The sequence below is a fragment of the Acinetobacter sp. CIP 53.82 genome, assembly GCF_000369465.1.
Taxonomy (GTDB): Bacteria; Pseudomonadota; Gammaproteobacteria; order Pseudomonadales; family Moraxellaceae; genus Acinetobacter; species Acinetobacter indicus.
Map to the genome: position 1 here is coordinate 833874 of NZ_KB850046.1, position 26148 is coordinate 860021.

The 26148-nt window shown below is 47.6% G+C and carries 17 protein-coding genes and 1 pseudogene; 9 read left to right on the forward strand and 9 right to left on the reverse strand.

Translation table 11 applies throughout. The features are described 5' to 3' along the window. Nucleotide 1 precedes the first annotated feature (1 nt). Nucleotides 2–2128: a catalase HPII gene (gene katE, locus F905_RS09510; RefSeq protein WP_005180115.1), complete on the forward strand. Its 2127-nt coding sequence runs from the start codon at nucleotides 2–4 to the stop codon at nucleotides 2126–2128. 118 nt (nucleotides 2129–2246) lie between these two features. Here katE and F905_RS09515 read toward each other — a convergent pair whose 3' ends face one another. Then, nucleotides 2247–2678, reverse strand: coding sequence for a hypothetical protein (locus F905_RS09515; protein WP_005180117.1), 432 nt, complete (start codon nucleotides 2676–2678; stop codon nucleotides 2247–2249). A gap of 548 nt (nucleotides 2679–3226) precedes the next feature. Here F905_RS09515 and dusA point away from each other — a divergent pair. Further along, nucleotides 3227–4249, forward strand: a complete 1023-nt coding sequence (gene dusA, locus F905_RS09525) for a tRNA dihydrouridine(20/20a) synthase DusA (RefSeq protein ID WP_005180120.1) — start codon at nucleotides 3227–3229, stop codon at nucleotides 4247–4249. A gap of 57 nt (nucleotides 4250–4306) precedes the next feature. Here the strand turns inward: dusA and F905_RS09530 are convergent, their stop codons facing one another. From F905_RS09530 to F905_RS09550, 5 genes are all read right to left on the reverse strand, one after another. Next, the gene (locus tag F905_RS09530; protein ID WP_005180122.1) at nucleotides 4307–5080 is read right to left on the reverse strand and encodes a tRNA threonylcarbamoyladenosine dehydratase; all 774 of its coding nucleotides are present in this window, start codon (nucleotides 5078–5080) and stop codon (nucleotides 4307–4309) included. A gap of 107 nt (nucleotides 5081–5187) precedes the next feature. Continuing rightward, nucleotides 5188–6006: a TatD family hydrolase gene (locus F905_RS09535; RefSeq protein WP_005180125.1), complete on the reverse strand. Its 819-nt coding sequence runs from the start codon at nucleotides 6004–6006 to the stop codon at nucleotides 5188–5190. Next, nucleotides 6006–6980, reverse strand: coding sequence for an RsiV family protein (locus F905_RS09540; protein WP_005180127.1), 975 nt, complete (start codon nucleotides 6978–6980; stop codon nucleotides 6006–6008). The genes F905_RS09535 and F905_RS09540 overlap by 1 nt, the downstream gene beginning before the upstream one ends. Nucleotides 6981–7036: 56 nt before the next feature. Beyond that, nucleotides 7037–7861, reverse strand: a complete 825-nt coding sequence (locus F905_RS09545; protein ID WP_005180130.1) for a hypothetical protein — start codon at nucleotides 7859–7861, stop codon at nucleotides 7037–7039. A gap of 79 nt (nucleotides 7862–7940) precedes the next feature. Beyond that, nucleotides 7941–9530, reverse strand: coding sequence for a peptide chain release factor 3 (locus F905_RS09550; RefSeq protein ID WP_005180132.1), 1590 nt, complete (start codon nucleotides 9528–9530; stop codon nucleotides 7941–7943). A 453-nt stretch (nucleotides 9531–9983) separates the two neighbouring features. Here F905_RS09550 and F905_RS15185 point away from each other — a divergent pair. Then, nucleotides 9984–12062 (forward strand): annotated as a pseudogene (locus F905_RS15185) (TonB-dependent receptor). Between the two features lie 127 nt (nucleotides 12063–12189). On the opposite strand, the gene F905_RS09565 reads toward F905_RS15185, so the two are convergent. Together F905_RS09565 and F905_RS09570 are read right to left on the reverse strand one after the other, a co-directional pair. Next, nucleotides 12190–14250: a putative bifunctional diguanylate cyclase/phosphodiesterase gene (locus F905_RS09565; RefSeq protein WP_005180137.1), complete on the reverse strand. Its 2061-nt coding sequence runs from the start codon at nucleotides 14248–14250 to the stop codon at nucleotides 12190–12192. Nucleotides 14251–14529: 279 nt separating this feature from the next. Further along, nucleotides 14530–16722, reverse strand: coding sequence for a carboxy terminal-processing peptidase (locus F905_RS09570; protein ID WP_005180140.1), 2193 nt, complete (start codon nucleotides 16720–16722; stop codon nucleotides 14530–14532). Between the two features lie 195 nt (nucleotides 16723–16917). On the opposite strand from F905_RS09570, the gene nagZ reads away from it, so the two are divergent. Beyond that, nucleotides 16918–17940: a beta-N-acetylhexosaminidase gene (gene nagZ, locus F905_RS09575; RefSeq protein WP_005180142.1), complete on the forward strand. Its 1023-nt coding sequence runs from the start codon at nucleotides 16918–16920 to the stop codon at nucleotides 17938–17940. A 94-nt stretch (nucleotides 17941–18034) separates the two neighbouring features. Then, nucleotides 18035–18889 (forward strand): class I SAM-dependent methyltransferase, encoded by an 855-nt coding sequence (locus tag F905_RS09580; protein WP_005180144.1) that lies wholly within the window; start codon nucleotides 18035–18037, stop codon nucleotides 18887–18889. Nucleotides 18890–18962: 73 nt separating this feature from the next. Here F905_RS09580 and F905_RS09585 read toward each other — a convergent pair whose 3' ends face one another. Continuing rightward, complete coding sequence (locus F905_RS09585) at nucleotides 18963–20285, reverse strand: alpha/beta fold hydrolase (protein WP_005180145.1); 1323 nt, start codon at nucleotides 20283–20285, stop codon at nucleotides 18963–18965. Nucleotides 20286–20592: 307 nt separating this feature from the next. Between F905_RS09585 and F905_RS09590 the strand changes: the two genes are divergently transcribed. The 4 genes from F905_RS09590 (at nucleotide 20593) to pta (ending at nucleotide 26102) form a co-directional block, all read left to right on the forward strand. Next, the gene (locus F905_RS09590) at nucleotides 20593–21858 is read left to right on the forward strand and encodes a glutamate-5-semialdehyde dehydrogenase (RefSeq protein ID WP_005180146.1); all 1266 of its coding nucleotides are present in this window, start codon (nucleotides 20593–20595) and stop codon (nucleotides 21856–21858) included. Between the two features lie 115 nt (nucleotides 21859–21973). Next, complete coding sequence (locus tag F905_RS09595) at nucleotides 21974–22378, forward strand: hypothetical protein (RefSeq protein WP_005180148.1); 405 nt, start codon at nucleotides 21974–21976, stop codon at nucleotides 22376–22378. A 314-nt stretch (nucleotides 22379–22692) separates the two neighbouring features. Next, nucleotides 22693–23913, forward strand: a complete 1221-nt coding sequence (locus F905_RS09600) for an acetate/propionate family kinase (RefSeq protein ID WP_005180151.1) — start codon at nucleotides 22693–22695, stop codon at nucleotides 23911–23913. 50 nt (nucleotides 23914–23963) lie between these two features. Next, nucleotides 23964–26102, forward strand: coding sequence for a phosphate acetyltransferase (pta, locus tag F905_RS09605; RefSeq protein WP_005180153.1), 2139 nt, complete (start codon nucleotides 23964–23966; stop codon nucleotides 26100–26102). Nucleotides 26103–26148 lie beyond the last annotated feature (46 nt).

The window sequence follows — 26148 nt, forward strand, 5'->3', positions numbered from 1 at the left end:
AATGAAAAAAGATCAACAACCGAGTGAAATGGCCGGTGCAGATGCGGCAAACCGACAGAACAGTAATGATAAATCCGTTCAATTAGACCCGTATCGCAGTGATGCGACACAACAGGCGCTCACTACCAATCAGGGTGTAAAAATTGCCGATAACCAGAACAGCCTCAGAGCTGGCATTCGCGGGGCCACCCTGCTCGAAGATTTTATTTTTCATGAAAAAATGACCCACTTTGACCATGAACGGATTCCGGAGCGTATTGTGCATGCGCGTGGCACCGGTGCGCATGGTTATTTTGAAGCCTATCCGGGCAATGAAAAATATACCAAAGCCCATTTTCTAACTACCCCAGAACATAAAACGCCAGTCTTTGTACGCTTCTCGACCGTACAAGGGCCGCGCGGCTCGGCAGATACGGTACGCGATATTCGCGGCTTTGCCATCAAGTTCTATACCCAGGAAGGCATTTATGACATGGTCTGCAACAATGCCCCGGTGTTCTTTATTCAGGATGGCATGAAATTCCCGGATTTTGTGCATGCCTTAAAACCGGAACCAGATACCGAAATTCCGACCGGTGCCAGTGCACATGACACCTTTTGGGACTTTGTTTCGCTGGTGCCAGAAACCTCACATGCGGTGATCTGGGCCATTTCCGACCGTGGTATTCCGAAAAACTTCCGCAGTATGCAGGGCTTTGGCGTACATACCTATCGTTTTATTAATGCCGAAAATAAATCGGTTTTTGTGAAATTCCACTGGACCCCGAAACAGGGCATGGCCGCCTTAGTCTGGGATGAAGCACAGAAAATTGCCGGTAAAGATCCGGATTATCATCGCCGCGATTTGTATCAGGCCATCGAAAACGGTTTCTACCCGGAATGGGAACTGGGCGTACAGATTGTGGAGCAGGAAGATGAAATGAGCTTTGACTTTGACCTGCTTGATCCGACCAAGCTGATTCCAGAAGAACTGGTACCGGTCATTCCGATTGGCCGGATGGTGCTCAACCGCAATATTGACAATTTCTTTGATGAAACCGAACAGGTCGCCTTCTGTCCGGCGCATATTGTGCCGGGAATCGACTTCACCAATGACCCACTGCTGCAGGCGCGGATTTTCTCCTATACCGACACCCAGCTCAGCCGTTTAGGGGGTCCAAATTTCCATCAGCTGCCAATTAACCAGGCCGTGTGTCCGTTTCACAATAACCAGCGCGATGGCATCCATCAAAGCCGGGTTCATCGCGGTCAGGCGGCGTATCAACCCAACTCGATTGACAATGACTGGCCACGAGAAACCCCACCCGCGGCCAAAGGTGGCGGTTTTGAAAGCTATCAAGAACGCATTGACGGGCATAAAATCCGTCAGCGCAGTCCATCCTTTAGCGATCACTTTTCGCAGGTGCGTCTGTATTTCAAAAGCCTGAGCCTGCCTGAACAGAAACACGTGGTCGATGCCTATGTCTTTGAGCTGAGTAAAGTGCAGCGCAAACCTATCCGTGAGCGTGTGGTGCACAATATGCTGGCCAATATTGATGCCAATCTGGCCAAAATGGTCGCCGATAAACTCGGCATTGCACTAGATGAAAGCCAGCTGCCGCCTGATCTACCCGAGGAAAAAACCTCAGCCAAGTTATCCATGACGGCATTTTTACCGCCGAATATTGAAGGCCGTAAAATCGCGGTACTGGTACATCCCCATGCCGCCACCGACAATATTGAGCCGATTCATCAATGGGCCTTAAAAGAAAATGTGATGCTGGATTTTCTGACACCCACCCCTGCCCCAACCACCACCATTGAAGATGACATGATTCCATCTGATGGGATGCAGCAGGCCGAACCCTCAGTGCTGTATGATGCAGTGATTGTGCTGGATGGCAACAATCTGGATGCCTTTAAGCGCGATGGGGTGGCCTGCCATTATGTGATTGAAGCCTATAAACATTTAAAACCGGTGGTACTGTTAGGGGATAAAGCCGAGCTGCTGGAACATCTGCGATTGCCGGCAGATGAAGGCGTATTTAGCGATGCCAGTTTCCAGAATGTGGCGGAAGGCTTTAAAGAAGCGATTCGTCACAACCGGGTCTGGGCACGTGAAGCCATTGCAGAATCTATTCCGGCTTAATTGTTCTGCACTCATACAAGCCAAACCAACAAAAGGGAAGCCAATGGCTTCCCTTTTGTTTGAATAGATGGATGAGATTCAGATTAGAACTTGATGTGCATAGTGCTTTCCTCTCACTTTAATCTGCAATCTGCGCCGCTTGATACCGCTCCAGCTCCTTGTCACTCGAGATCTGTGGAGGGGCTGCAATATCCAGCGGTTCTAAGCTCATTAAGGGCACTTTGATCTTCTTTCCCTTTGGGGTCTTCGGCTGATCTTCATCAACGGTAATTTTCTGAATAAACGTCGCCAACCAGAGTATAAACTCTTCTTTATTGCTGCTTTTTGGCACAATGCTCAAGTCCAGTTTCAGCTCGTTGGCATATAAAGGGTTGACCATCAGCTCATTAAAGTCGATGCAATTGACCAATAATTTAAGACGTGTTTTTTTGATTTCAGCACGCAGCTCAATCATTAACATATTTAAATCATTGATAATATCTCCTCTAAAGCCCTTATTTTGCTCGACATTTCTATAGATTATTTCAGAAAGTTTAATATACTGGGGCATATGATCATCCATTTATTATTCTGAATATAGTTATATTGAAGGATTTTGCGTAATTTTATGTAGTATTTAATAGATATTTTGCAAGAAAAGCGCGTCTTGTTACATTGGAATTACATATTTTTTTAAACAAATCAAATAACAACTATAATTTGTGAATTGATTGTCACTTTTTCCAGTGAATTAATTTTATTATTTTTATTTTTCTTAAGAGGATTATATATGTATTTTGATTATATATTCTAATTGAATTTAAAGATCATTTTCGAGAGTATTCATTTAATTTATAAAATAACTCAAGCTTAATATCAATAATTATAATTTATATTTTAACAATATAACAGTTAAAATAACAGCAGGCTAAAATATGAATATTCACCCGCACGCCTGCGGACAGCCAATAACAATCTTTTTTCGTCAGCCAGATTTTGTGCTACTATCTCGCCCCTGCACGCCCGGTGGATGTGAGTAAAACCCTCTGCCTTGTGCTGCCCAATCTGTGCGAATAGCGCCTCAGTTTTGTTTCCCATCGTTGCAAGGTTTGCTGTTGAATGTCAAATGTAAATACGCTTGAAAATATCCAACTGCCAAGAATTTCCGTGGCCCCCATGATGGATTGGACCACCCGGGATTATCGTTTCTTTGCGCGCCTGTTTAACCCAAACGTGATTTTATACACAGAAATGGTCTCCACTGGTGCCATTATTCATGGTGATGCCAAACGCCATCTGGACTTTAATCAGGAAGAACACCCGATTGTGCTGCAACTCGGCGGCTCCAATCCTCAAGATCTGGCCACTTGTAGCAAAATGGCGCAAGACTGGGGCTATGATGAAGTTAACCTGAATGTCGGCTGCCCAAGTGACCGCGTGCAGAACAATAAAATTGGTGCCTGCCTGATGGCCGAGCCTGATCTGGTGGCAGAATGTATTGCAGAAATGCGCCATGCGGTGGATATTCCGGTCACGGTTAAACACCGGATCGGGATTGATGACATGCATTCGTATGAAGAAATGCTGCATTTTGTCGATACCGTTGCCAAAACCGGCTGCAATAATTTTATCGTGCATGCCCGCATTGCGCTGCTACAAGGCCTATCACCCAAAGAAAACCGTGAAGTGCCGCCTTTACGCTATGAAGATATCTATCGTTTAAAGCAGGATCGCCCGGAGCTGATCATTGAAATTAATGGCGGCATTAAAACCCTGGCAGAAACACAGGCACATTTACAGCATGTCGATGGGGTGATGATTGGCCGCGAAGCCTATCACAATCCGTATTTACTGGCCGAACTGGGACATTTCTGGAATCTGCCCCTCCCGGACCGTTTCGAGATTATGCAGCAGATGATGCCATATATCGCACAGCGCGTGGCTGAAGGTGCACCGCTGTCGATTATCACCCGTCATATTCTGGGCCTGTTCCAGAACTTGCCAGGCGCACGCAAATGGCGTCAGGCCTTAAGTGGCGGCAATGCCAAAACCTTAAAAGATGTGGAAGTGGCCATTCAGAATATTCAGGCCGCGATGCAGCGTACTGAAAACTATCTGCAGGAACACGCTGTTCAGCCTTAAAAGATCAACAAAAAGCCCTCAATTGAGGGCTTTTTTTAGAATCAGATCGTAACCGGATTATGCCTGTTTGGCTTTTAGCTGATCGAGTTTTTTCAGAACTTCGGCCACGGCCACCATCGCAAAACTGGAAGTAACCACTACCGCCGAACCATAGCCACCACAGCGCAGCCCGGCACTGGCACAGACATCAGCACTGGAAAACGGATTATCAATTGAATAGATGCAGGTAATCCCGAACTTCTCTTTCGGCTTTTTACAGATGCCTTTGCTACGCAACTGGGCACGCAGTTTGGCGAGCATCGGGTCCTGTTCGGTTTTAGATAAATCAGCCACACGAATTTTCAGCGGATCGAGTTTACCGCCGGCACCGCCGGACACAATCAGCGGCACTTTATTAAAGCGGCAATACAGCATCAGCGCCAGCTTGGCTTTGACATCATCAATACAGTCCAGCACCACATCGGGCGTATGCGCCAGCAGGTCTTTGACATTGTCCGGGGTCAGGTAATCATCAATCAGGTTGATCTTGATGCGTGGATTAATAGCACGGCAACGCTCGGCCATAATTTCAATTTTTTCATGGCCCAAAGTGCTGCTCATGGCCGGTAATTGCCGGTTGATGTTGGAAGCGGCCACCACATCCATATCCACCAGGGTCAGTTCACCAATACCAGTTCGTGCCAAGGCTTCAACCGCCCAGGAACCGACCCCGCCGATACCAATCACCATGACATGACTGTTGGCATAATACTGAAAGCTGTCCTCACCATAAATTTTGGCAACACCGGCAAAACGGCGGTCATATTCATCATCTTGGAGCAGTTCAGTCATTGCACAATCAAATCTTATACAGGAGGGCTTATTTTAACGGTTTTTTCACATGGCGTGTGAGATTGGAGGATTTTTGCACGGCGCAACATCAGCGAGAGATTTAAATTTTAGGCCAGATGTAAAGCCTGTAACGAATTCTGCCAGATCATCTCAGCCAGTGCTGTCTGCTCCATCTGCAGGCTTTGCGCCAGCCCTTCAAGTACATAAGGCAAATTGGCCGGCGTATTGCGGGTACGCTGCTCGGTCGAGGACTGGCAGCACAGCGGTGTCATATCCGGGCAGTCGGTTTCCAGCACCAGATGTTCTGGGCCCAATTCCTGCACCACCCGATGCAGTTTCTTGGCATTCGGATTGGTAATTTGTCCGGTCACGCCAATTTTAAAACCCAGTTTGACAAAGGCTTTAGCTTCTTCAACACCGCCACTAAAGGCATGGGCAATTCCGCCATAGCTAAAATTCTGCTGTTTTAGCAGCGCCAAGACATCGGCATGGGATTTACGAATATGCAGCAATACCGGACGCTGAAACTGGCGTGCCAGCTCCAGCTGGGCGGTAAAATAGTCTTGCTGTTTCTGATACAGCTCAGGCTGTTTATGCTGCTTTAAAAAGGTATCCAAGCCAATTTCACCGACCGCAACGCAGTCCTGCTCACGCAATAACTGTTCTACATCCAGCAGGTGTTGCGGCTGATGCTGCTCGATATAAAACGGATGTAATCCCGGTGCCAGATGGCTTCGCGGCGCCTGGCTTAAACGGTTCAGCCATTGATGGGTATCCAGTAATTGCTGAAAACGCGACCGCACAAAGCCAATTAAAATCAGCTGTTCGACCCTTGCCTGCTTCGCCTGATAGGCCAGTTGCTCCCGATCGGCATCAAAATCTGCCACATCAAAGTGGGTATGGGTATCAAACAGTGCCAGTGTCATTAGATGGTTTTCGCATCAGCGCTGGACGCAGCTGCTGTAGTGGCTTCGCTGGCTGGCGCTTCGGGTGCCGGCAAATACGTTTTTTTCAGTACCTGCTGCAACTCTGAATAAGGAATCATCAGCCGTGGCAAACCGACCACATACGGTCCAATTTCATATTCAGCATATTGCAGAATCAGGCCTTGCTGCCCCAGATAGAAATTATCCGACAGCTTGAATTTCCAGGCCTGCTCATATTCGGCAACATTATTGGCCAATTTGCTGTCTACCACCCATTGTTTAAAGGCGTCATAGGCGGCAGCTTCCAATGCAGCTCGTTGCTGCGGCTGCAAGATGTCAGCCAGTTTGACCTGCTTTTTCTGCTCCAGGTCAAAATTAAAATAGGTTTGTGCAGTAGCGCCATGTGCACCGCCCAGATAGCTGCTGCTATTTACCACCACGGTGGCCAGTGGCCCTTCCGAATTTAAAATTTTTGGTTTAATCATCAGGCTAATCTGATGATTGGCACTCAGCGCCTTGATTTCCTGATCCAGACTTAAGAAGGCCGCAATAAAGGGCTGCACCTGCTGTTCCAGTTTCTGTTTTGGCGTTGGAATTTGCGTCAGTGCCTGTGCCGAGGAAGCTGGCTCTGCCGCAGAGGCTGGTGCTTCAACATTCAGAGGTTTATCTGCCGGAGCAATTTCTAGGGTCTGGTTCAGTTCTTTAAGAATGTACTGATCAATCTGCTCATCAACAAAAGGCTGGTTACTCTGCAAACGCTCAACAGAAAGCTCCGGGCAGTTCTTGCCTTCACATTCCGGCAAGTTCAGCTGCAGCTTTTCCGGCTCGCCAATCAGTTTTAGCGCCTGCTGTTCAACTTCTGCGGCCTGCGCCTGCTGTTCCTGTTTCGGTTCATTATTTTTGGGCTGACATGCGGTCAATGCCATGGACACGGCCAAGACACTCATCACCCATGCTGTTTTTTGCTTTAACATTGAATAACCTTTATTGCCTTTTGTGCATCCCAGATTCAAAGCGGATGTTCTGATTATTAAAACATGCGCGAATAAATTTCAGCTTTTACAACTTGTTGAGTTTGTGCTTTCGTTAAGTAAATATCAAGCTGTGTTCCATCTTTCACAATTTCATGGGTGCGATAATGCAGCCCCATGCCTTCATGATCAAAGAACCAGTCGGCCTGTCCCCAATATAAGGTTTTCGGTGCCGTGTTTTGTACCTCTGCACTCTGTTCTTTCAGCCATTGCTGATAGGCCTGCTGCACGATTGCATGCATCGCAGTTTGCTGCTCGGGCTGAATAATATCCAGTGCGGTTAAAGCCTGCTGCTGTTGACGATCAGCCACGAAAAAATAATAACGCTCTTTAACTTTTACTGTTTCCTGATGGCTATCCACCCCAATCTGCAATAACACATACTGGTTGCGCTGATAGGCTAGCCGGGTATACAGCGCCAGTTCATAGGCCGGATTTTTGGCAAACTCGGCCTGCCAGGCATCAGATTTTTTTACATAGGCATTCACCGCCTGCTGCAGGCTCATGTCCTGTTTCAGCCCGATCTGGTCCTGAATCACCTTGGCCTGACTTTTGGCAATCCACTGGTTCAGCCATGGATCCTGCGTCTGAATGGTTTGAATATCCAGATCAATACAGTTTTTCTTTTCACAAAATGGCAAAGCAATCTCTGCCGGCTGCTGCTTAATCTGCAGGAATGGCAGCACCTCAGCCTTTTCCTGCTGGAAGATATTTTTTTCAGGACGTGCATCTTCAGCCGATTCGTTTTTCTGGGAAGATGAGTCGCAGCCACCCAAAGACAGTGCCAGCACGGCACAAACAATAAAACTGATTTTTGTTTGCATTGTTGATCTCTCTTCCTGAAATTTTCCTCATCCTAGAAAAACAGCTTCACGAAGAAGCTGTTTTAACGGCGATAACCCTTTAGTGTTCGCGGGTGTTACGGAACACGATGTCCGGATAACGCTCCTGCATCAACTGCAAGTTGACGCGGCTTGGCGCCAGATAGGTCAGATGACCGCCACCATCAACCGATAACTGGTCATGGGCTTTTTTCTTGAACTCGTTGAATTTCTTCTCATCTTCACAAGACACCCAGCGTACCGTATTGATGCTGACCGGCTCATAAATACAATCGACCTTGTATTCTTCTTTCAGACGATAGGCCACTACTTCAAACTGCAGCACACCGACCGCACCCACGATCAGGTCATTGCTGTTTTGCGGCATAAATACCTGGGTCGCACCTTCTTCCGACAGCTCTTTTAAGCCTTTTTGCAGCTGCTTCGATTTTAGCGGATCTTTTAAACGTACACGGCGGAACATTTCCGGTGCGAAGTGCGGAATACCGGTAAACTGCAGGTTTTCACCTGAGGTGAAGGTATCACCAATCTGGATGGTACCGTGGTTGTGCAGACCAATAATATCGCCCGGCCATGCTTCTTCCAGATGCTGACGGTCACCGGCCAGGAAGGTTAAAGCATCAGAAATACGCACGTCTTTACCAATACGCACATGCTTCATCTTCAGACCTTTTTCATATTTGCCTGAACAGATCCGCATAAAGGCAATCCGGTCACGGTGTTTCGGGTCCATATTGGCTTGGATTTTAAAGACAAAGCCCGTGAAACCTTCTTCAGTCGCTTCGACCACACGGTCCTGAGTCGGATGTGCTTTTGGTGGTGGCGCATAGTCGCTAAAAGCATTCAGGACATGGTCAACACCAAAGTTACCTAGTGCAGTTCCAAACAGTACCGGGGTTTGACGACCTGCCAGGAATTCTGCACGATCTAACGGTTCATTGGCCATTTGCACCAGCTCTAAAGATTCTTCAAATGCCGCCCAGGCCAGTTCACCGACTTTTTCACGCAGGTCAGCATGGTCATAGCCATCACGCACTTCAATTTCAGGAATGGTCGAACCAAAACCGGCTTTATACACGTAAAATTTTTCTTCCAGCAGGTTAAACACGCCGGCAAAATCACGCCCGGTGCCCAGCGGCCAGGTAATCGGTACACATTTAATTTTCAGGACGTTTTCAATTTCATCCAGCAGCTCTAAAGGCTCACGGATTTCACGGTCCATTTTGTTGACGAAAGAGATAATTGGCGTGTCACGCATACGACACACCTCCATCAGTTTGATGGTCCGGTCTTCGACACCTTTGGCCCCGTCAATCACCATAAGTGCCGAGTCTACCGCGGTTAAGGTTCGGTAGGTATCTTCCGAGAAGTCTTCGTGCCCCGGGGTATCGAGCAGGTTGATCATCTTGTCTTTATACGGGAACTGCATGACCGAGGTGGTAATCGAAATCCCACGCTCTTTTTCCATTTCCATCCAGTCCGAGGTCGCCGCCCGATCCGATTTACGACTTTTCACCATCCCCGCCACCTGAATCGCCTGCCCCCATAACAGCAGTTTTTCTGTCATGGTGGTTTTACCGGCATCGGGGTGGGAAATAATCGCAAAGGTCCTGCGCGCCGCGACTTCTTTCGCGAGTTGATCTTTAAACATAAGGGAAATCTTCAATATGTACACAGTTTGCGACACACATTTTCATGTGAATCCAAGCCGTGAAGGGATAACTTAAAATTGGCGCAATTGTAGCAGATTTCAGCCAACAATCATTAGAGCACTTGGGCCGGAATGGGTTTAAATTTTAAATGGAAAATAAAAGTATCTGGAGATCATCACTTTGCGATAAAAACAAACAATCCCCGCATCTGTTTCACTTTAAAAGACTTAGCCTTTTCACCGCAGAACAGAACGCACCATATTTCTTTATCCTTTGGAAAAATCAGGAAAAATCAGCATTCTCTCTGCGGATATTTTTGATTTAAATATCTCATTAAAGCCAATTAAATAATAATTATTATCAATAGAGAGTGATATTCAATATCATTTAAAGCAGGCTGTTTATTCCCCACACTGCATGCACTTTTTTTCGGGGTCCATCCAGAGCGTGTTATGAAATCTTCTCTTTTTTTGCTGTCTTCAATCGGCTTGATGACAGCGCAAGCCTATGCCAACGAAACAGCCAGTACTGTGACTTTACCTACACTCAACTCTTCGGCACAGGCAAGCCTTAGCCTAAAAACCCAGGTTGAACAAGCCTCCACCGCCAGCAAAGGTATGGCACAACTGAAAGATATTCCTCAAATTGTGAATGTGGTTCCGCAACAAGTCTTAAAAGAACAGAATGCGACCTCCCTGCAAGGCGCATTGCAGAATGTGACCGGTTTAAGTTTTAGTGTCGGAGATGGCCAGCGTGATCAGGTCATGATTCGCGGCTTTTCGGCTATTTCCGATCAGTATGTCGATGGAGTACGCGATGATGCGCTGTATTATCGTGATCTGTCGAATGTAGAACGGGTGGAAGTGCTAAAAGGGCCCGGGTCGGTATTATATGGCCGGGGTTCAGCAGGCAGCCTGATCAACCGGATCAATAAAAAACCCCTGGATGAAGCACTGCATGAAATCAGCCTGATCGGCAGCAGCCTGGGGCAAAAACGTGCCGAACTTGATTTTGCCGAGGTCCTCAATGACCAATTCAAAGTCCGCCTGACCGGTGCGCTTGAACACTCAGATGGCTATCGCAATCAGAGTTTCGTCAATCGGGAAACTATAGCGCCGTCTGTGCAATGGGATATTTCAGATCGAACCACTCTGCTCTTGCAAGCCGATTATCTGCACGATGACCGTTTGGCCGATCAGGGCTTTCCCATGGACCCGCTGACCGGCAAATCGGTACGTACCAATCCAAAAACATTCTATGGCGCATCCAACGCAAAAGATGTGGGCAATGTCGATACTGAAGTGTCCAGCCAGACGGTTACACTAGAACATCAGTTCAATGATCAGCTGAAATATCGCGGTGTCGCCCGGCACTATAATTATGCCTTGGACCGGGAATACAGCAACGCCAGCCCGGCAACAGATCAGGTCACGCTCAGCTAGATTAAACGCATTCGCGATGAAGATGGCATCTTCTTGCAGAATGAACTGTCCGGCGCCTTTCATACTGGCCAGATCAAACACGATACCTTAATCGGCACGGAATACGGCCAGCAGCATAAAGATGAAATATTCTGGTTAGGGTCAAAAGCCACGACCGATTTATATGATCCGGTCTTGCCGTACTGGTCACCGGTCGATACCTCTGCCACTCCAAGAGTCAATACCGCCAGCGAATTTGAAAATTATGCCGTCTATGTACAAGACCTGATCAGCCTGAATGAACAGCTCAAGGTTTTGGCCGGGGTACGTTATGATCATCTTTCCCAATACAGGCATGATCAGAAAAATAACAGCAGCATCCAGCGCGATGACCAGACCCTCTCCCCTCGCCTGGGCGTGGTCTATCAACCGACCAAAAATTTATCCTTATATGCCGCCTATAATCAGTCGTTTCAGCCCCTTGCAGATTCATTCGTGTTTTATAGCAACAGTGCCGACCTGAAACCGACCAAAACCAGAAACCTGGAAGTCGGGACCAAATGGGACATCAATGATCGGCTGAATATGACCCTGGCCGTGTTTGAAATGACCCAGAGCAATATCCAAAATAAAATTCCGGACAGTAATCCGCCGCTGGCGATGCTGGCTGGGGAACAAAGCACGCAAGGCGTTGAAGTGTCCTTGACCGGTCAGCTCAGCGATCAATTATCCCTGTTGGCGGGTTATGCCTATATGGATGGAAAAATTGAAAAATCGACCATCGGTCTGGCCGGCAAACAGGCCGCGTTAACGCCCAAAAACAGCGCCAATCTCTGGTTAAAGTATCAACTGGATGAACACTGGTTTGCTGCCGTGGGTGGTCGGGCAGAATCCTCCCGCTTTAGTGCGCCGGACAATAAAAATGTCTTGCCAGGCTATGCGGTTTTCAATGCCGCGCTGGGTTATCAGACCGCGCAGTATGATGTAACACTAAATCTGAACAACCTGTTTGACCGTGATTATTTTGTCTCAGGACATGGTGAGGGGAACGATTCCAATATGATGGGCGACCCACTGAATGCACAGCTCGCGCTTCGTTATCGTTTTTAATATGTGAGGTAAATAGATGTCACTTGACATCCATTTTTAAACCATTTTTTCTTGCAACATCGACCGTGATTTTTTAAACATCTGGCTATCTAAAAACAGTACCTCAATCAGACCCGATAATTTCATTTTATACTTGCGGCAAGTCTTGCAAACGCTTGACCTCAACCGGCATCGACAGCAAATAACCTTGTAATTGCTGACAACCCAAACGCGCCAGAATTTCGGCCTGTAATGGCGTTTCCACCCCTTCTGCGGTAACCGTCAATCCCAGTTTGGTCGCCAGCTGGATAATACTCTCCAGAATCATTTCTTCTTTGGAATCACGATACAGGTCTTTAATAAATGCGCGGTCAATTTTCAGCTCATCCACCGGCAGGTCTTTTAAATACAGGAAACTGGAATGGCCAGTGCCAAAATCATCAATCGCCAGTTTCACGCCCATTTCTCTTAAGCGCCTAAAACTACGAATACTCGATTCCACATGATGCATGGCAGTGGTTTCGGTAATTTCAATCATGAGATGACTCGGGTCAATCGCATAACGGCGGAATAAGTTTTCTAAGGTGCTAAACAGATGTTTATGTTCGAACTGTACCGCCGACAGATTGACTGCTAATGGAAACAGTTTCAGTCCCTGCTGTTCCCATTGCTGAATCTGTTTGCAAGCCTGCTCTAGTGCCCAATAGCCCATCTGGATAATCAGGCCGGACTTCTCCGCGCCTTTAATAAACATATTCGGGGTCAACAGACCATGCACCGGATGCATCCAGCGAATTAATGCTTCGACGCCACAAATCCGCCGGGTGCTGGTGGTAAATTTGGGCTGGTAAAATAGAATAAACTGCTGTTCATCGACAGCTTTATATAAATCATTTAGCAGCTTGGTCTGGCTTTTGGTTTCCTGCTGGTCAATGCTGTAATTAAACACCGAATAGGTGTTACGACCTTGATATTTTGAAGTCAGCATGGCGGCATCGGCATTCATCAGCACATCTTGCAGGTTGTTGCCGTGTTCCGGATACATCGCAATACCAATACTGGCCGAGATATTAATGCTCTTGCCGGCAATCAGGAAACTCTCCTGTACACTGTGCAGCACATTTTCTGCCGCCTGAATCGCATCCTCGACCGTGGCCTGCTCCAACACCAGCAAGAACTCATCACCGCCAATTCTTAATAATTTTTCCTGTGATTTGAGCTGCTGATGCAGTCGTGTGGTCAGCTGAACCAGCAACTGATCACCAACATGATGGCCAAATACATCATTCACCGCCTTAAAACGGTCCAGATCAATATATAAAAACGCGACATTCTGCTGATTGATGCGCTGGGCGCTAAACAGCAAATGCGCATATTCAGCCAGATATAAACGGTTGGGTAATTTGGTCAGATTGTCCTGCACCGCCTGATTGGCCAGCTCGCGGTTGACCAGCGACAACTGGCGGTTACGCTCTTCCAGACGCTGCTCCAGCACGGCCACACTAAAGGCGGCAACGATCACCAGACTGGTCACAAAAATCACGGTAAACAGCAAGATGCCATTGCCGGTTTTATAGATCGCACCCAGACGTTCTGTATCAATCGGATAGTAAGACACCGAGGCCATGCCGGTATAATGCATCCCGACAATGGCCAGCGACATCATAATGGCAATCATCACCTTATAGTGACGATGGTAAAGCAAGGTATTTTTAAAACGAAACGCCAGCCAGAAGGTCAGGCCGGAACCACTAATGGCAATGAGCACCGAAAACACCACCAGTAGCGGATCATAATAGGTCCGATGATTCTCTACGACCATGCCCAGCATACCGGTATAGTGCATGCCGGAAATGCCGAGTCCCATTAACACCGCCCCAATCATCAGACGGGCAAAAGGCAGGGTGGGTTTGGTGGTCAGCCAGATGGCAAAGGTGGAAGCAATAAAGGCAATAACGCCAGAAAAAATGGTTAGCGGCAGATTAAACGCGTAATTGGCTGGTAACTGGCAAGCCAGCATCCCGACAAAATGCATGCCCCAAATAGCAACGCCAAAGCATAGGCCACTGAGCAAGAGCATGGCTTTTTCAGATTTCTGGCGGATTCCCCCGAGCAGGAACTGCTGGGTTGAGATAGCCAGATAACTGGCCAGAATTGCAACCGCAATTGAACCTACCACCAGGCTAAAGTCATAGTGAATATGAACCATAAAAAGCTTCCGTATAGGTTATTTTTTTGTTGTTACTATACTCAACGCTAAATACTCATGAATTTGCCGCTTTAAAAGATAAAAATAAAACAAGGAATTAAAACTCAAACTAGAATCTTATACTATCGCATTGAGGTCAAGCCTAAATGCGGTTTTTCCGCCCCGAAAGCCATCATTTTTCACGTTGATTTACCAGCTCATCTGCCTTTTGAGTCATTCAACTCAAAAGCATCAAAAAAGGCCAGTACATCTACCGGCCTTTTTCTCACATCCAAGGTCTTATTTGGCTGTACCTGATTGTAACTGACTATAATCCAGTAACACGTTGGCCGCCTCGCTCACAAAGACTTCTTCTTCCGGCAGCGGTGGACGCTGGTTGGCTTTCATTTTGGCCCGTGACTCGGCTTGCGCTTCCAATGAGGCCTGATAGCTTTCCCAGTTTGGATACGGCGCCAAACCGGTCGCCTGACGACGTACGTTTTCAGCGGCTAAGGTTTTACGCTCCAGCTCAATCAGCTCGGCACGGCGCTGATCTAAATCCAGCACCGCCATTTTGCGCTCTTCTGCCTGTTTGGCAATATTTTTACGCTCAGTCAGATACTTGAACTGCGGATCAATACTGACCCGGGTCTGCGAAGATTTGGCCAGTTGCGGCACATAAGACTGCACCACACCCTCACGTTTAAATGGTGCGGTGGCAATGGTGTCCCACTTCAGCGCATTCTTGGCCTTACGCTCACCAAATTCTTCATTGTAGATATCTACCAGTTTAATGTCCGGAATCACCCCTTTGTTCTGGGTACTGCCGCCGGTAATCCGGTAGAACTTACGCTGGGTAAGCGTGGCCTGACCATAGGCCAGAGTGTCCAATTGTACCTGTGCTGTCCCTTTACCGGTGGTTGTGCTACCAATCACAATACCGCGCTCATAATCCTGAATCGCGGCTGAATAAATCTCGCTGGCAGAAGCCGAGGCCAGGTTAATCAGGACTGCTAGCGGGCCAGCATAGGTCTGTTCACCGCCATCATTGTCTTCAAACACGCTCACGTTGCCATTGCCATCACGGATTTGTACTACCGGACCCGATTTAATCACCTGACCCAGCATACGTGCCACCTCTTCAAGTGAGCCGCCCGGGTTATTGCGTAAATCGACAATAATCCCGTCGACATTTTTGGCAGCCAGCGTTTTCAAGGCATTGTTGGTGTCTTCCGATACCGAACGGTATTCCACTCCGGCACGGCGCGCCCGATAGTTCAGATAAAATGATGGAATTTCAATCACGCCATAGGTATAGGTTTTGCCATCACGTTGAATTTGCACGGTTCGGTTACGCACCCCGGCATCTTCTTCCTGAATAATGTCACGTACCAACGTCACGGTACGTGCCTGACTCATCGAGGCACCCGGACCGAGTAAACGCAAGGTCACTTTGGTGCCACGTTTACCGCGAATCAGACCGACCACTTCATTGCTTGGCCAGCCAATCACATCCACAATTTTCTCGCCATCCTGACCGACACCAATAATCCGGTCGCCAGATTTGACCTGACCAGATTTACTCGCCGGTCCGCCTTCAACAATGGTTTCAATCTTGGTGTAATCTTCATTGCTGCGATCCGGACGAATCGACACCCCAATCCCTTCCAGCTGCAAGGTGGTCTGACGGTTCAGCTCCATTGCATCAACAGGCGGGAAATAGTTGCTGTGCGGATCATAGGTCAGCATCATCGCATTTAAGGTTTTGTCCAGCACATCGTCGCTTTTCAGACGGCTCATGCGTTCCAGCTGACGAGTATAACGCTTGGTCAGGGTTTCCACCGGCGTCATATCTTCCGGGCCGGATAAATCTTGCCCATTGGCCAGTTCTGGATTTTCCTTGAGGGCTTTTTGTTTGGCCTGCTCTTCTTCTTTGCTGATGGTCAGGTTAATCAGCTGGGACACCAGCATTTTTTGCCAGTGGGCACGCTGCTCGGCCTGGGTCTTAAAGAACGGCGCTTTTTCACGATCCAGCTCAATGGTGACATTCGGCTGTTTTAAATTCTGCGGTTTTTTCAGCTCGGCCAGCATAAACTGATAGAAGGCCTGCATGCGTTCACGATAATGCGCATGAATCTGATACGGGCCCGATAAATCGCCAGCTTTTAAGGCGGCTCCAAAATTGGCGCCATATTTTTTCTTGTACTGTTCGACTTCATCGGCCAGGAACAAGGTGTGCTCCGGGTCCAGACTATCGATGTAAAAATCAAAAATGCGATTGGAGGTGTTGCTGTCTAAACGCTGGTTCAGGTAATGCTGACGGTCAACCAAGGTCGCTAACTGGCGTGACACCAAGGCCTGTTCCCGGGTTGGAACAATGGTATTGGAAACAGCAGCAGTATTATTGGCAGCAATGGCTTCGTTGATTGCGTGACTAAAGAAGAATCCCCCAGTTGCCACGGCAACTGCACAAGCTATCGTTTGAAGTTTCATAAATAATGTGTATTTCCTTGGTTTTCGACCAGTAGTACAAGGTTGCTTAGCGACGAATCAAGCAGATTCAAAATCTTAAACAACTTAATCTGTTTATGTCGTGTAGTTTTATCATATTCTGTGCTGACAAAATGTAGCAAATCATTGCAGAATTCAGGTATTGTTTTTCGATAAAAATTTGAATCCGGAACCGATATGATTGGCGCATTGATGCTCGACATCGCTGGCACAGCACTTACTCAAGAAGATATTCAACTCTTACAAGCTCCGCAAGTCGGTGGCGTCATTTTATTTGGTCGAAATATCGAATCACCGCGGCAGGTACGCGCCCTGACCGATCATATGCGTCAGGTACGTCCGGATATTTTAATTGCAGTCGATCAGGAAGGCGGCCGGGTGCAGCGTTTAAAACAGGGTTTCACCCTACTGCCGGCCATGGGCCGTTTTGGCGAGCTGTATCAGCAGCAGCCGGAACTGGCGGTCGAGCTGACTGAACAGTGCGGCTGGCTGATGGCCACCGAAGTATTAGCGGTCGGTATTGATTTCAGTTTTGCCCCGGTGCTGGATTTAAATGACATCAGCGATGTCATTGGCGACCGCAGTTTTGCCCGCAATATGGACGATATTATCGTACTGGCACGCGCCTTCTTAAGTGGCATGCAGCGCGCTGGTATGGCCACCACCGGCAAGCATTTCCCCGGTCATGGCTCGGTCAAGGCCGATTCGCATGTGGCCGCTGCGATTGATTCACGTTCTTATGCAGAGATTCAGCAAAAAGACATGCAAAGCTTTATCCAGCTGCAAGCCCAACTGGATGCCCTAATGCCTGCGCATGTAATTTATGATCAGGTCGATCCGAACCCGGCCGGTTTCTCTCCGTACTGGATTCAGACCGTGCTACGTCAACAGCTGAATTTTGATGGCGTGCTGTTCTCGGATGATTTAAGCATGCAGGCCGCCTGTGTGGCAGGTGGTGCCGATGCCCGCATTCAAGCGGCCTTAAACGCCGGTTGTGATATGGGACTGGTCTGTAATGACCGTGCCGCCGCCTGTCTGGCACTGGACGGCATTCAGGATTTACCGTTACCAAATCAGGCCCGTTTAGCCCGTATGCGTGGCCAGATTCCAGAAATTCAGATCGGTGATGTACTCGAGCTCGGCCCGGAATGGCAAGCAGTACGCGACCGTATTGTCCGCTTTAAAGACAGCGGCCAGTAATACCGACAAAGGAACAGGACAGGCTGTTCCTTTTTCTTTATGATGCAAATACATAAATCCACCCCGAATAAATAAAAAGAATAGAGGACCTTGCATGAGCCAACCGCTTTCCGAACATCGCCATATATCCTTTACTGCCCACTATACCGGCTATATCTGGTTTCAAATGGGCATCTCGCATCCGGTATTTGCTACTTCAAAAGGCAAGTTTCTGGCCAAATTGGTCCATCCGCTGGAAAGCTGGGCCGAAAAATATGTCGGTGGCAGTATGCGCACCACCCTGAAAGAACGCCACACCATTATTGACCAGCAACTGACCGAGCTGATTGCCCGCAATCCTCGTACCCAGGTGCTGGAAATTGCCTGCGGCCTGTCCCCACGGAGCTGGAATTTCCGCCAGAAATATCCGGAACTGAATTACCGCGAGCTGGATTTACCGGATATGGCCAAGGTGAAAACCGCCGCCTTGCAACAACTGGACCAGCAGGCACCGGAAGTCTTGAGTGCCGATATTTTCAGTGAAGAATTTGCCCAGATTTTTCAGCATTTTGACCCGCAGCAACCGCTGGTAATTATTAGTGAAGGCTTAATCAATTATTTCGACAAGCCGATGCTCAGCAAACTGCTGCATGGGATTTATCAATATGGACAACATTTTCAGGAACTGTATTACTTGAGTGATATTTATCCTGAACCGGTGAAAAACAAACTGGCCAGCTTTATGTGGACCAGCAGTAAATTACTGAAAGTCATGTCTCGCAGCGCCTTTAGTTTTCATTTTCAAAGTCCGGGTGAAGTCCGTGACTTTGTTAAAGCCAGCGGTTTTGAGCGGGTCGATATTCTGCAGCCGCAGCACTATTTCCACACTCCGGACCTGCCCGCCCCTGAAGAACATTTGGGTGATATTGTCTGGGTGCTGCACGCCTGCCATAAACAGCCCAGTGCCTAAAAGAGAGTTCTGAGCCTCATCAGCCCATAAAAAAACAGCGCCTTTGCGCTGTTTTATTTTTAGACACCTCAATTTAGGCAATTGCTGCCAGACAACCTTTTTGACGCTGGATATAACGCAGCAAACGCTCGGCAATATCAAAGCTGCCATGTTTTAATAAAGCACGAATCTGCTGATCCTGCACTTCAAAAATCAGGCACTCAATCTGGAAACTACCCTCTTCATCTTCTAATGTCAGGGCTAAATCACGCTCATATTGCGCGGCCCGTTCTGCCTCTCCGTCTTCAAAACGTAGCAATACGCCAAAAAAGTTCAGATCGACAATTTCCGTGGCAAAACTTAAATCGGAATGACGGTGTGTTAACTGACTAAATGGCTGCTGCACGGCAATGCGTTCTTCTCCACGGCGCTCCATGGTCAAGAGCTGGGCACGGGTCATGGGGATAATCCCTTCTAGCGACTGAATTGGTTCATCTCTTAAGAAGGTGGCAAACAGGCGCATGGTTTCTTTACGGCGCTGCAACTGCGGCACATGGTCGGCATTGGCAATCATGGCAAATTCCATGTCCGGACATTGCAAGGCAAAATTGGCATTTTCATGTGGCAAGGTAAAACTGTCATACTGACCACAGGCCACCAGCACCTTGCACTGCGGAATAGGAACGTGAGTCAGGCGCAGCAGACGATTACAATTGATATCATAGCGTTCCTGTTCGGTGGCGGTGAATTCGGCCATTTGCCGGAAGAACAGCCGCTTGGCGGTTGGCGACATGCGGGTCGCTTCCAGCTTGGCATGATTGACCAGATATAAAATTACCGCCTGACCAAACTCATCCATGCGCTGCTCTTTCATTAAATGCAGCGATTCTTCCAGCAGCATACGCCAGCTTTTCCGGGTCTTTTGCATGACACCCATCAGAATCATGCGGTCTATCAGTTCCGGACGCTGATGCGCCAGGCAAGAGGCCACCACCGAACCGAGGGACATGCCCAATACCGCGACCTGACTCAAGCCAACAATATCCAGCCAGCGACCGAGCATGGCTGCCAGATCTTCCAGCTCCAGCGTACCGGCAGATATGCCAGTATCGACATTGCTGATTTGCTGGTTGGCGCCCATGGAAGGTAAATCAATCAGGATAATCGGGCCGGCATCAAACAGTTGTTCAACACAGTATTTATAGGAGTTAAAATTCTGAAAAGCGCCCCCGATAATCACCATCGGCGTCATGTGCAAGGTGTCTGGGCGAGCAATCGCCATGTATTCAATCTTCCAACCGTCAATCCAGGTTGTACGCGCTGGCTGTTTGAAACTGTGCTTATCGTAAAGATCAAAAAAACCAAAGTGAGCACTTGACTGCCCGACTTCCGAGTCCATTTGGATAATGGAATTCATATTCCTTTCCTCCATTCTCGCGCTTATTTTTATTGTGCAAGAGATGATTTCTAAAATTGAGCAAAAATCGCATCCTGCTCTTTCATTGTTATTTGTATGACTTCAATGTCCATCGTGTTTCATTCTATACAGGTGTCGTTTTGACACGCAACCTCTTCTGCAACCACTTGTCTGCTTTTAAACAGGAAACAATTTCAAAATGTTTAGCGCTTTTCCGGCTTTCCTGCGGAAAATTCCATCAAACTGCTTCATTGTCCCGACCTAGACTGTTAATATCGAGGAGAAATTTCTAAGTGATCAAACCGCTATGCACGAGTCTATTGAACAATATATGCAAACGGTAGGACAACAAGCGCGCCAAGCTTCCGCAGTTCTGGCAAGTGCTTCTACCCAAACAAAAAACCATGCTTTATCTGCTATTTACACTGCGCTTGAAAACAGTGAAACAGCAATTTTAGCTGCCAACCAGGTTGATATGACCAAAGGTCGCAACAACAATCTGGATAGCGCCCTGCTTGATCGCTTAGAACTGACTCCCCCGCGCTTTAAAGGCATGTTACAGGGCCTGAAAGATGTAATTGGCCTGCTTGACCCGATTGGTGAAATTACCGATATGGCCTATCGTCCGTCGGGCATCCAGATTGGTAAAATGCGTGTGCCTTTGGGTGTAGTCGGCATGATTTATGAATCACGTCCGAACGTGACCTTAGAAGCAGCTTCGCTGGCGCTAAAATCAGGCAATGCCATTATTTTACGTGGCGGTTCAGAAGCGCTGGAATCGAATAAAGCCATTGCCGAAGCCATTCAGCACGGTCTGAAAACTGCAGGCTTGCCAGAAACGGCGGTACAGGTCATCAATACCCCAGATCGTGCTGCTGTAGGCCAGTTAATTACCATGTCGGAATATGTGGATGTGATTGTGCCACGTGGCGGTAAAGGCTTAATCGAGCGCATCACCAATGAAGCCCGTATTCCGGTAATTAAACATCTGGATGGTAACTGTCATGTCTTTGTCGAAGCACAGGCCGACTTGCAAAAAGCCCTGCCGATTGCCCTGAATGCCAAAACCCATCGTTATGGCGTCTGTAATGCCATGGAAACTCTGTTGGTGGATGAAGCCATTGCAGATGAGTTTTTACCGCGTATTGCCGAGCTGTATGCAGAAAAACAGGTCGAGCTCCGTGGCTGCGCCGAAACCCAGCGCATTTTAGGCGATAGCGTTAAAACGGCTACCGAAGGCGACTGGTATACCGAATATCTTGGTCCGGTTCTGGCCATTAAAGTGGTGTCGGGTCTGGATGAAGCGATTACCCATATCAATAAATATGGCTCGCATCATACCGATGCCATTATTACTGAAAACTTCAGTCTGGCACGTCAGTTCATGGCCCGTGTTGATTCCAGTTCAGTGATGATTAACGCCTCTACCCGCTTTGCCGATGGCTTTGAATATGGTTTAGGGGCGGAAATTGGTATTTCTACCGATAAAATCCACACCCGCGGCCCAGTCGGTCTGGAAGGTCTGACCTCGCAAAAATGGGTGGTGTTTGGAGATGGCCAGATTCGCCAATAACTCACTTTTCTAAAGATATGAATGTTCAGCCTTTGCGGAGGCTGAACATTTTTCTGCTGTTTTCCCTGTCTATTCCACCGTACACTGTCTTAAGAATGAGAATAAGAGGTGGACAATGTTCTATTATTTAATTGTGACCACATTTGTTCTGGCACTGCTGGTGTCATTTGTGGTGATGCGTATTTTTTCCAGTTCCATTAACCGTATTCTGGCACGTATTATTCATGATCCGATTCATGAAGCTTGGGCCAGATATACCAAATTTGCCGGTATGGTGGTTGGAACATCCTCCGGAATCCGGATTTATGACATGGAAAAATACATTACCCCGCTCACCTATAGCGAAAACGACCAGAAAATTATTATTGAACTGACGCAGGAACGCTGGTTTCTGGAAATTTACCGCACCTTAATTGAAACCCTGCAAGGCTTGGCCTGGATGATGCTGGTATTTTTTATGGTGGCGCTATTTGCCTATGTGATTGTGCGCTGGTCGGAAATGAAGTATCAGAAACCTTAAATATGAAGGAATAAGAAATATTTTCAAACAGTTCTGTCACATGCTTTGATTCAAGGCGTGTTATGGTAAACAGAAGAACAACGCGACTGGACATGACTACTATTTTATTAATAAATGAAATCTATCAACCGATAAATTTTAGTTATTATTCCCAAAAGGGTCGATAGTGCTTAAGTCTAATCTCCTAAAGTCTATCTAGAAGCGATACCCATCCCATGATAAAAATTAGTTATTGATCAAGATTGCACCGTGTTGGAACAGGTGCAGATCAATACGGGATACAAATATTTCAATTAGAATTCGGGTAAAACAACGTGTCTACAACTGTATTAGTAATTAACTGCGGATCTTCTTCAATTAAATACGCGCTTGTTTCTGAACGTCGCGAAGACCGTATTTTTGGTTTGGCTGAAAATTTAGGATCTGCCGAGGCACGTATTAAAGGGATCACTGTCGGAGGTGAACCGCTCGAACTTTCTATTCCGCATGCAGATCATGAAAAAGCCTTAGAAACTATTTTATCGCGCTTGTCACAATACAATCCTCAAGCGATTGGCCACCGTGTGGTACATGGCGGCAGCTTGACCAAAGCCGAGCGCTTAACCCCAGAAATTATTCAACGCATTCGTGAAGCAACCCCACTGGCACCGTTACATAACCCGGCGCACCTGGTAGGCATTGAAGCGACCATGCGTTTATTCCCTGAATTACCTCAGGTTGCTGTATTTGATACCGCATTCCACCAGACCATGCCAGCACATGCTTATCGTTATGCTGTGCCAAAATTCCTGTACACCGATCATAACGTACGTCGTTACGGCTTCCACGGCACCAGCCATGCCTATGTTTCTGAACGTGGTTCAGAACTTGCCGGCAGCCTGAAACAAGGCGGCTGGTTAACAGCGCACCTGGGCAATGGTAGCTCGACCTGTGCCATCTGGAACGGTGAAAGTGTAGATACCTCTATGGGCCTTACCCCACTTGAAGGTCTGGTGATGGGTACCCGTAGTGGTGATGTAGATCCATCTTTACACACTTTCCTGGCCAGCAACCTGGGTTGGGATATCTACAAAATTGACAAGATGCTGAACAGCCAAAGCGGTCTACTCGGTTTATCTGGCCTCTCTAACGATATGCGTACCCTGATTGAAGCTTCTGAACAAGGCAATGAAGATGCAGCTCTGGCCATTGAAGTATTCTGCTACCGTTTAGCGAAATCTTTAGCAGCCTTAAGCTGTGGCTTACCGCGTCTAGATGGCCTGTTCTTCACAGGTGGTATTGGTGAAAACTCGGCTTATATCCGTGAAAAAACCCTGTCTTACTTACCACACTTCGGCTTTAACTTTAGCAAAGAGAAGAATGACAGCCTGAAACGTGGCACCGAAGGTCGTATCGATAACGGTACCGGTCCACAAATCTGGGTAGTTCCAACCGATGAAGAAGGCCGTATCGCCAAAGAAACCAGCGCGGTGGTGGAGTCTGAGTTGGGAGCAACTCCGGCAAAAAAGTCTGAATTAGAAACTGCGATTGCTTAAGCAATCGTTGTTTTACCCTGTTTACTTTTGGCTGATTTGAATAATACCTTATGAAAACAATTCTACTTGTCCCAACTGGAGAAGGTGTTGGTCTAACATCTGCATGTTTAGGTCTGGTGTATGCTTTGGAATGTCAGGGCATTAAACCCGGTTTCGTCAAACCTTTCTCTCAAGAATTACAGCCTGAAAACGAACGGACGACAGCGCTGTTTGAGCATGTCTCTAAAACCAAAACGGTTCAACCCATTCCTTATGCGCAAGTGGTGCATCAACTAAGCCATGACCAGCAAGATGAATTGCTGGAAGAAGCGGTTCGCTTACACCGCCAAGTGGCCAAACGGCATGACCTGATTATTGTCGAAGGCCTGTTACCGAATTTCCGTGACAGCTTCGCAGATGACCTGAATGCCCTGCTGGCTCAAGCCCTAGATGCACAGGTAGTGATTGTTAGCGGTGCCGACATCAACAATCCGCTTCGTTCTGCTGAACGAATTGAACACCAGATTCGTAACTTCGGTGGTGCAGAATCGAACCGTTTACGTGGTGTGCTGTTTATGCGTACCAAAGGTTTGCCAGAAGATTCTGCGCAAATTCCTGTGACGATTGATCCAAACCTGCGTTTACTGTCAGATACCAGCAAGTTTGTGGCCAGCATTCAGCAAACTTATAGCTACATTGGCACAGAAAAACTGCCAGTGATTGGTTTGGTACCATTTAGTAATACCCTGAGCGTGCCGCGCCTGTCTGATCTGGCGGCGCATATTTCTGCCCAGTGGATTCATGAAGGCGAAGCCAATACACGCCGTGTCTTACACAGCAGCCTGATTACTTCGAATATCGAGCATGAACTGCACAAGTTTGTGGCCGGTGAACTGATTATTACCGCAGCTGACCGTACCGATGTACTACTGGCCAGCAGTCTGGCAAACAGCAATGGCATTCCTTTAGCAGGCTTAGTCTTAACCGAGCAGCATCAACCGAATGAACAGGCCTTAAATTTCTGTCAAACTGCCATCAAGCAAGGTTTACCAGTATTACATACCCCTTTAACCACCTTTGAAACGGCGCAACAGCTCTCGACTTTCGGTAATGAAATTCCGGTCGATGATATTGAACGCGCTGAACAGGTAACCCGTTTTGTGTCCAGCCATATTGATCCGGAATGGTTAAACTCGCTGATTAGCGGTGCGCATAGCCCACGTTTATCGCCTTCTGCCTTCCGTCATGAGCTTGTACAAAAATCAATTGCAGCGAAAAAACGCATTGTTTTACCTGAAGGTGATGAGCCACGTACAGTTCAGGCTGCGGCCATCTGCCAATCGCGTGGTATTGCGCACTGTATCTTGCTGGCCAAACCTGAAGCCGTAGTTGAAGTGGCCAAAGCCCGTGGTATTGAATTGCCGCATGACTTAGAAATTATTGATCCGGATCTGATTCGCGAAAACTATGTCGAGAAAATGGTTGAGCTGCGTAAAGGCAAACTTAACGAATTACAGGCACGCGAACAGCTTCAGGATACGGTAGTTTTAGGTACCATGATGCTGGCACTGGATCAGGTTGATGGCTTAGTTTCAGGTGCAGTACATACCACGGCCAATACCGTACGTCCGGCCTTCCAGCTGATTAAAACTGCACCTGAATATTCACTGGTATCTTCAGTATTCTTTATGCTGCTGCCAGATGAAGTTTATGTGTATGGTGACTGTGCGATTAACCCGGACCCGGATGCAGAACAACTGGCTGAAATTGCCATTCAATCTGCTGACTCGGCCAAAGCCTTTGGTATTGACCCGCGTATTGCCATGATCTCTTACTCAACCGGAACTTCAGGTGCCGGTGCCGATGTAGAAAAAGTAGCGCAAGCGACTGAAATTGCCAGACAGCGCCGTCCAGACCTGCTGATTGATGGCCCGCTGCAATACGATGCTGCATCGGTTGAAAGCGTTGGTCGTTCTAAAGCGCCAAACTCTCAGGTGGCTGGTCGTGCCAATGTGTTTATTTTCCCTGATCTGAACACGGGTAATACCACTTATAAAGCAGTACAACGCTCTGCCAATGTGGTGAGTGTTGGCCCAATGTTGCAAGGTTTGAACAAGCCGGTAAATGACCTGTCACGCGGTGCATTGGTCGATGATATTGTGTTTACCATTGCTCTAACTGCAATTCAGGCTGAACAGCAGTCTGCTTAAACAACTGTTTTTAACAAGCTCCGCTTCACCCACCCTGTCGAAAGAT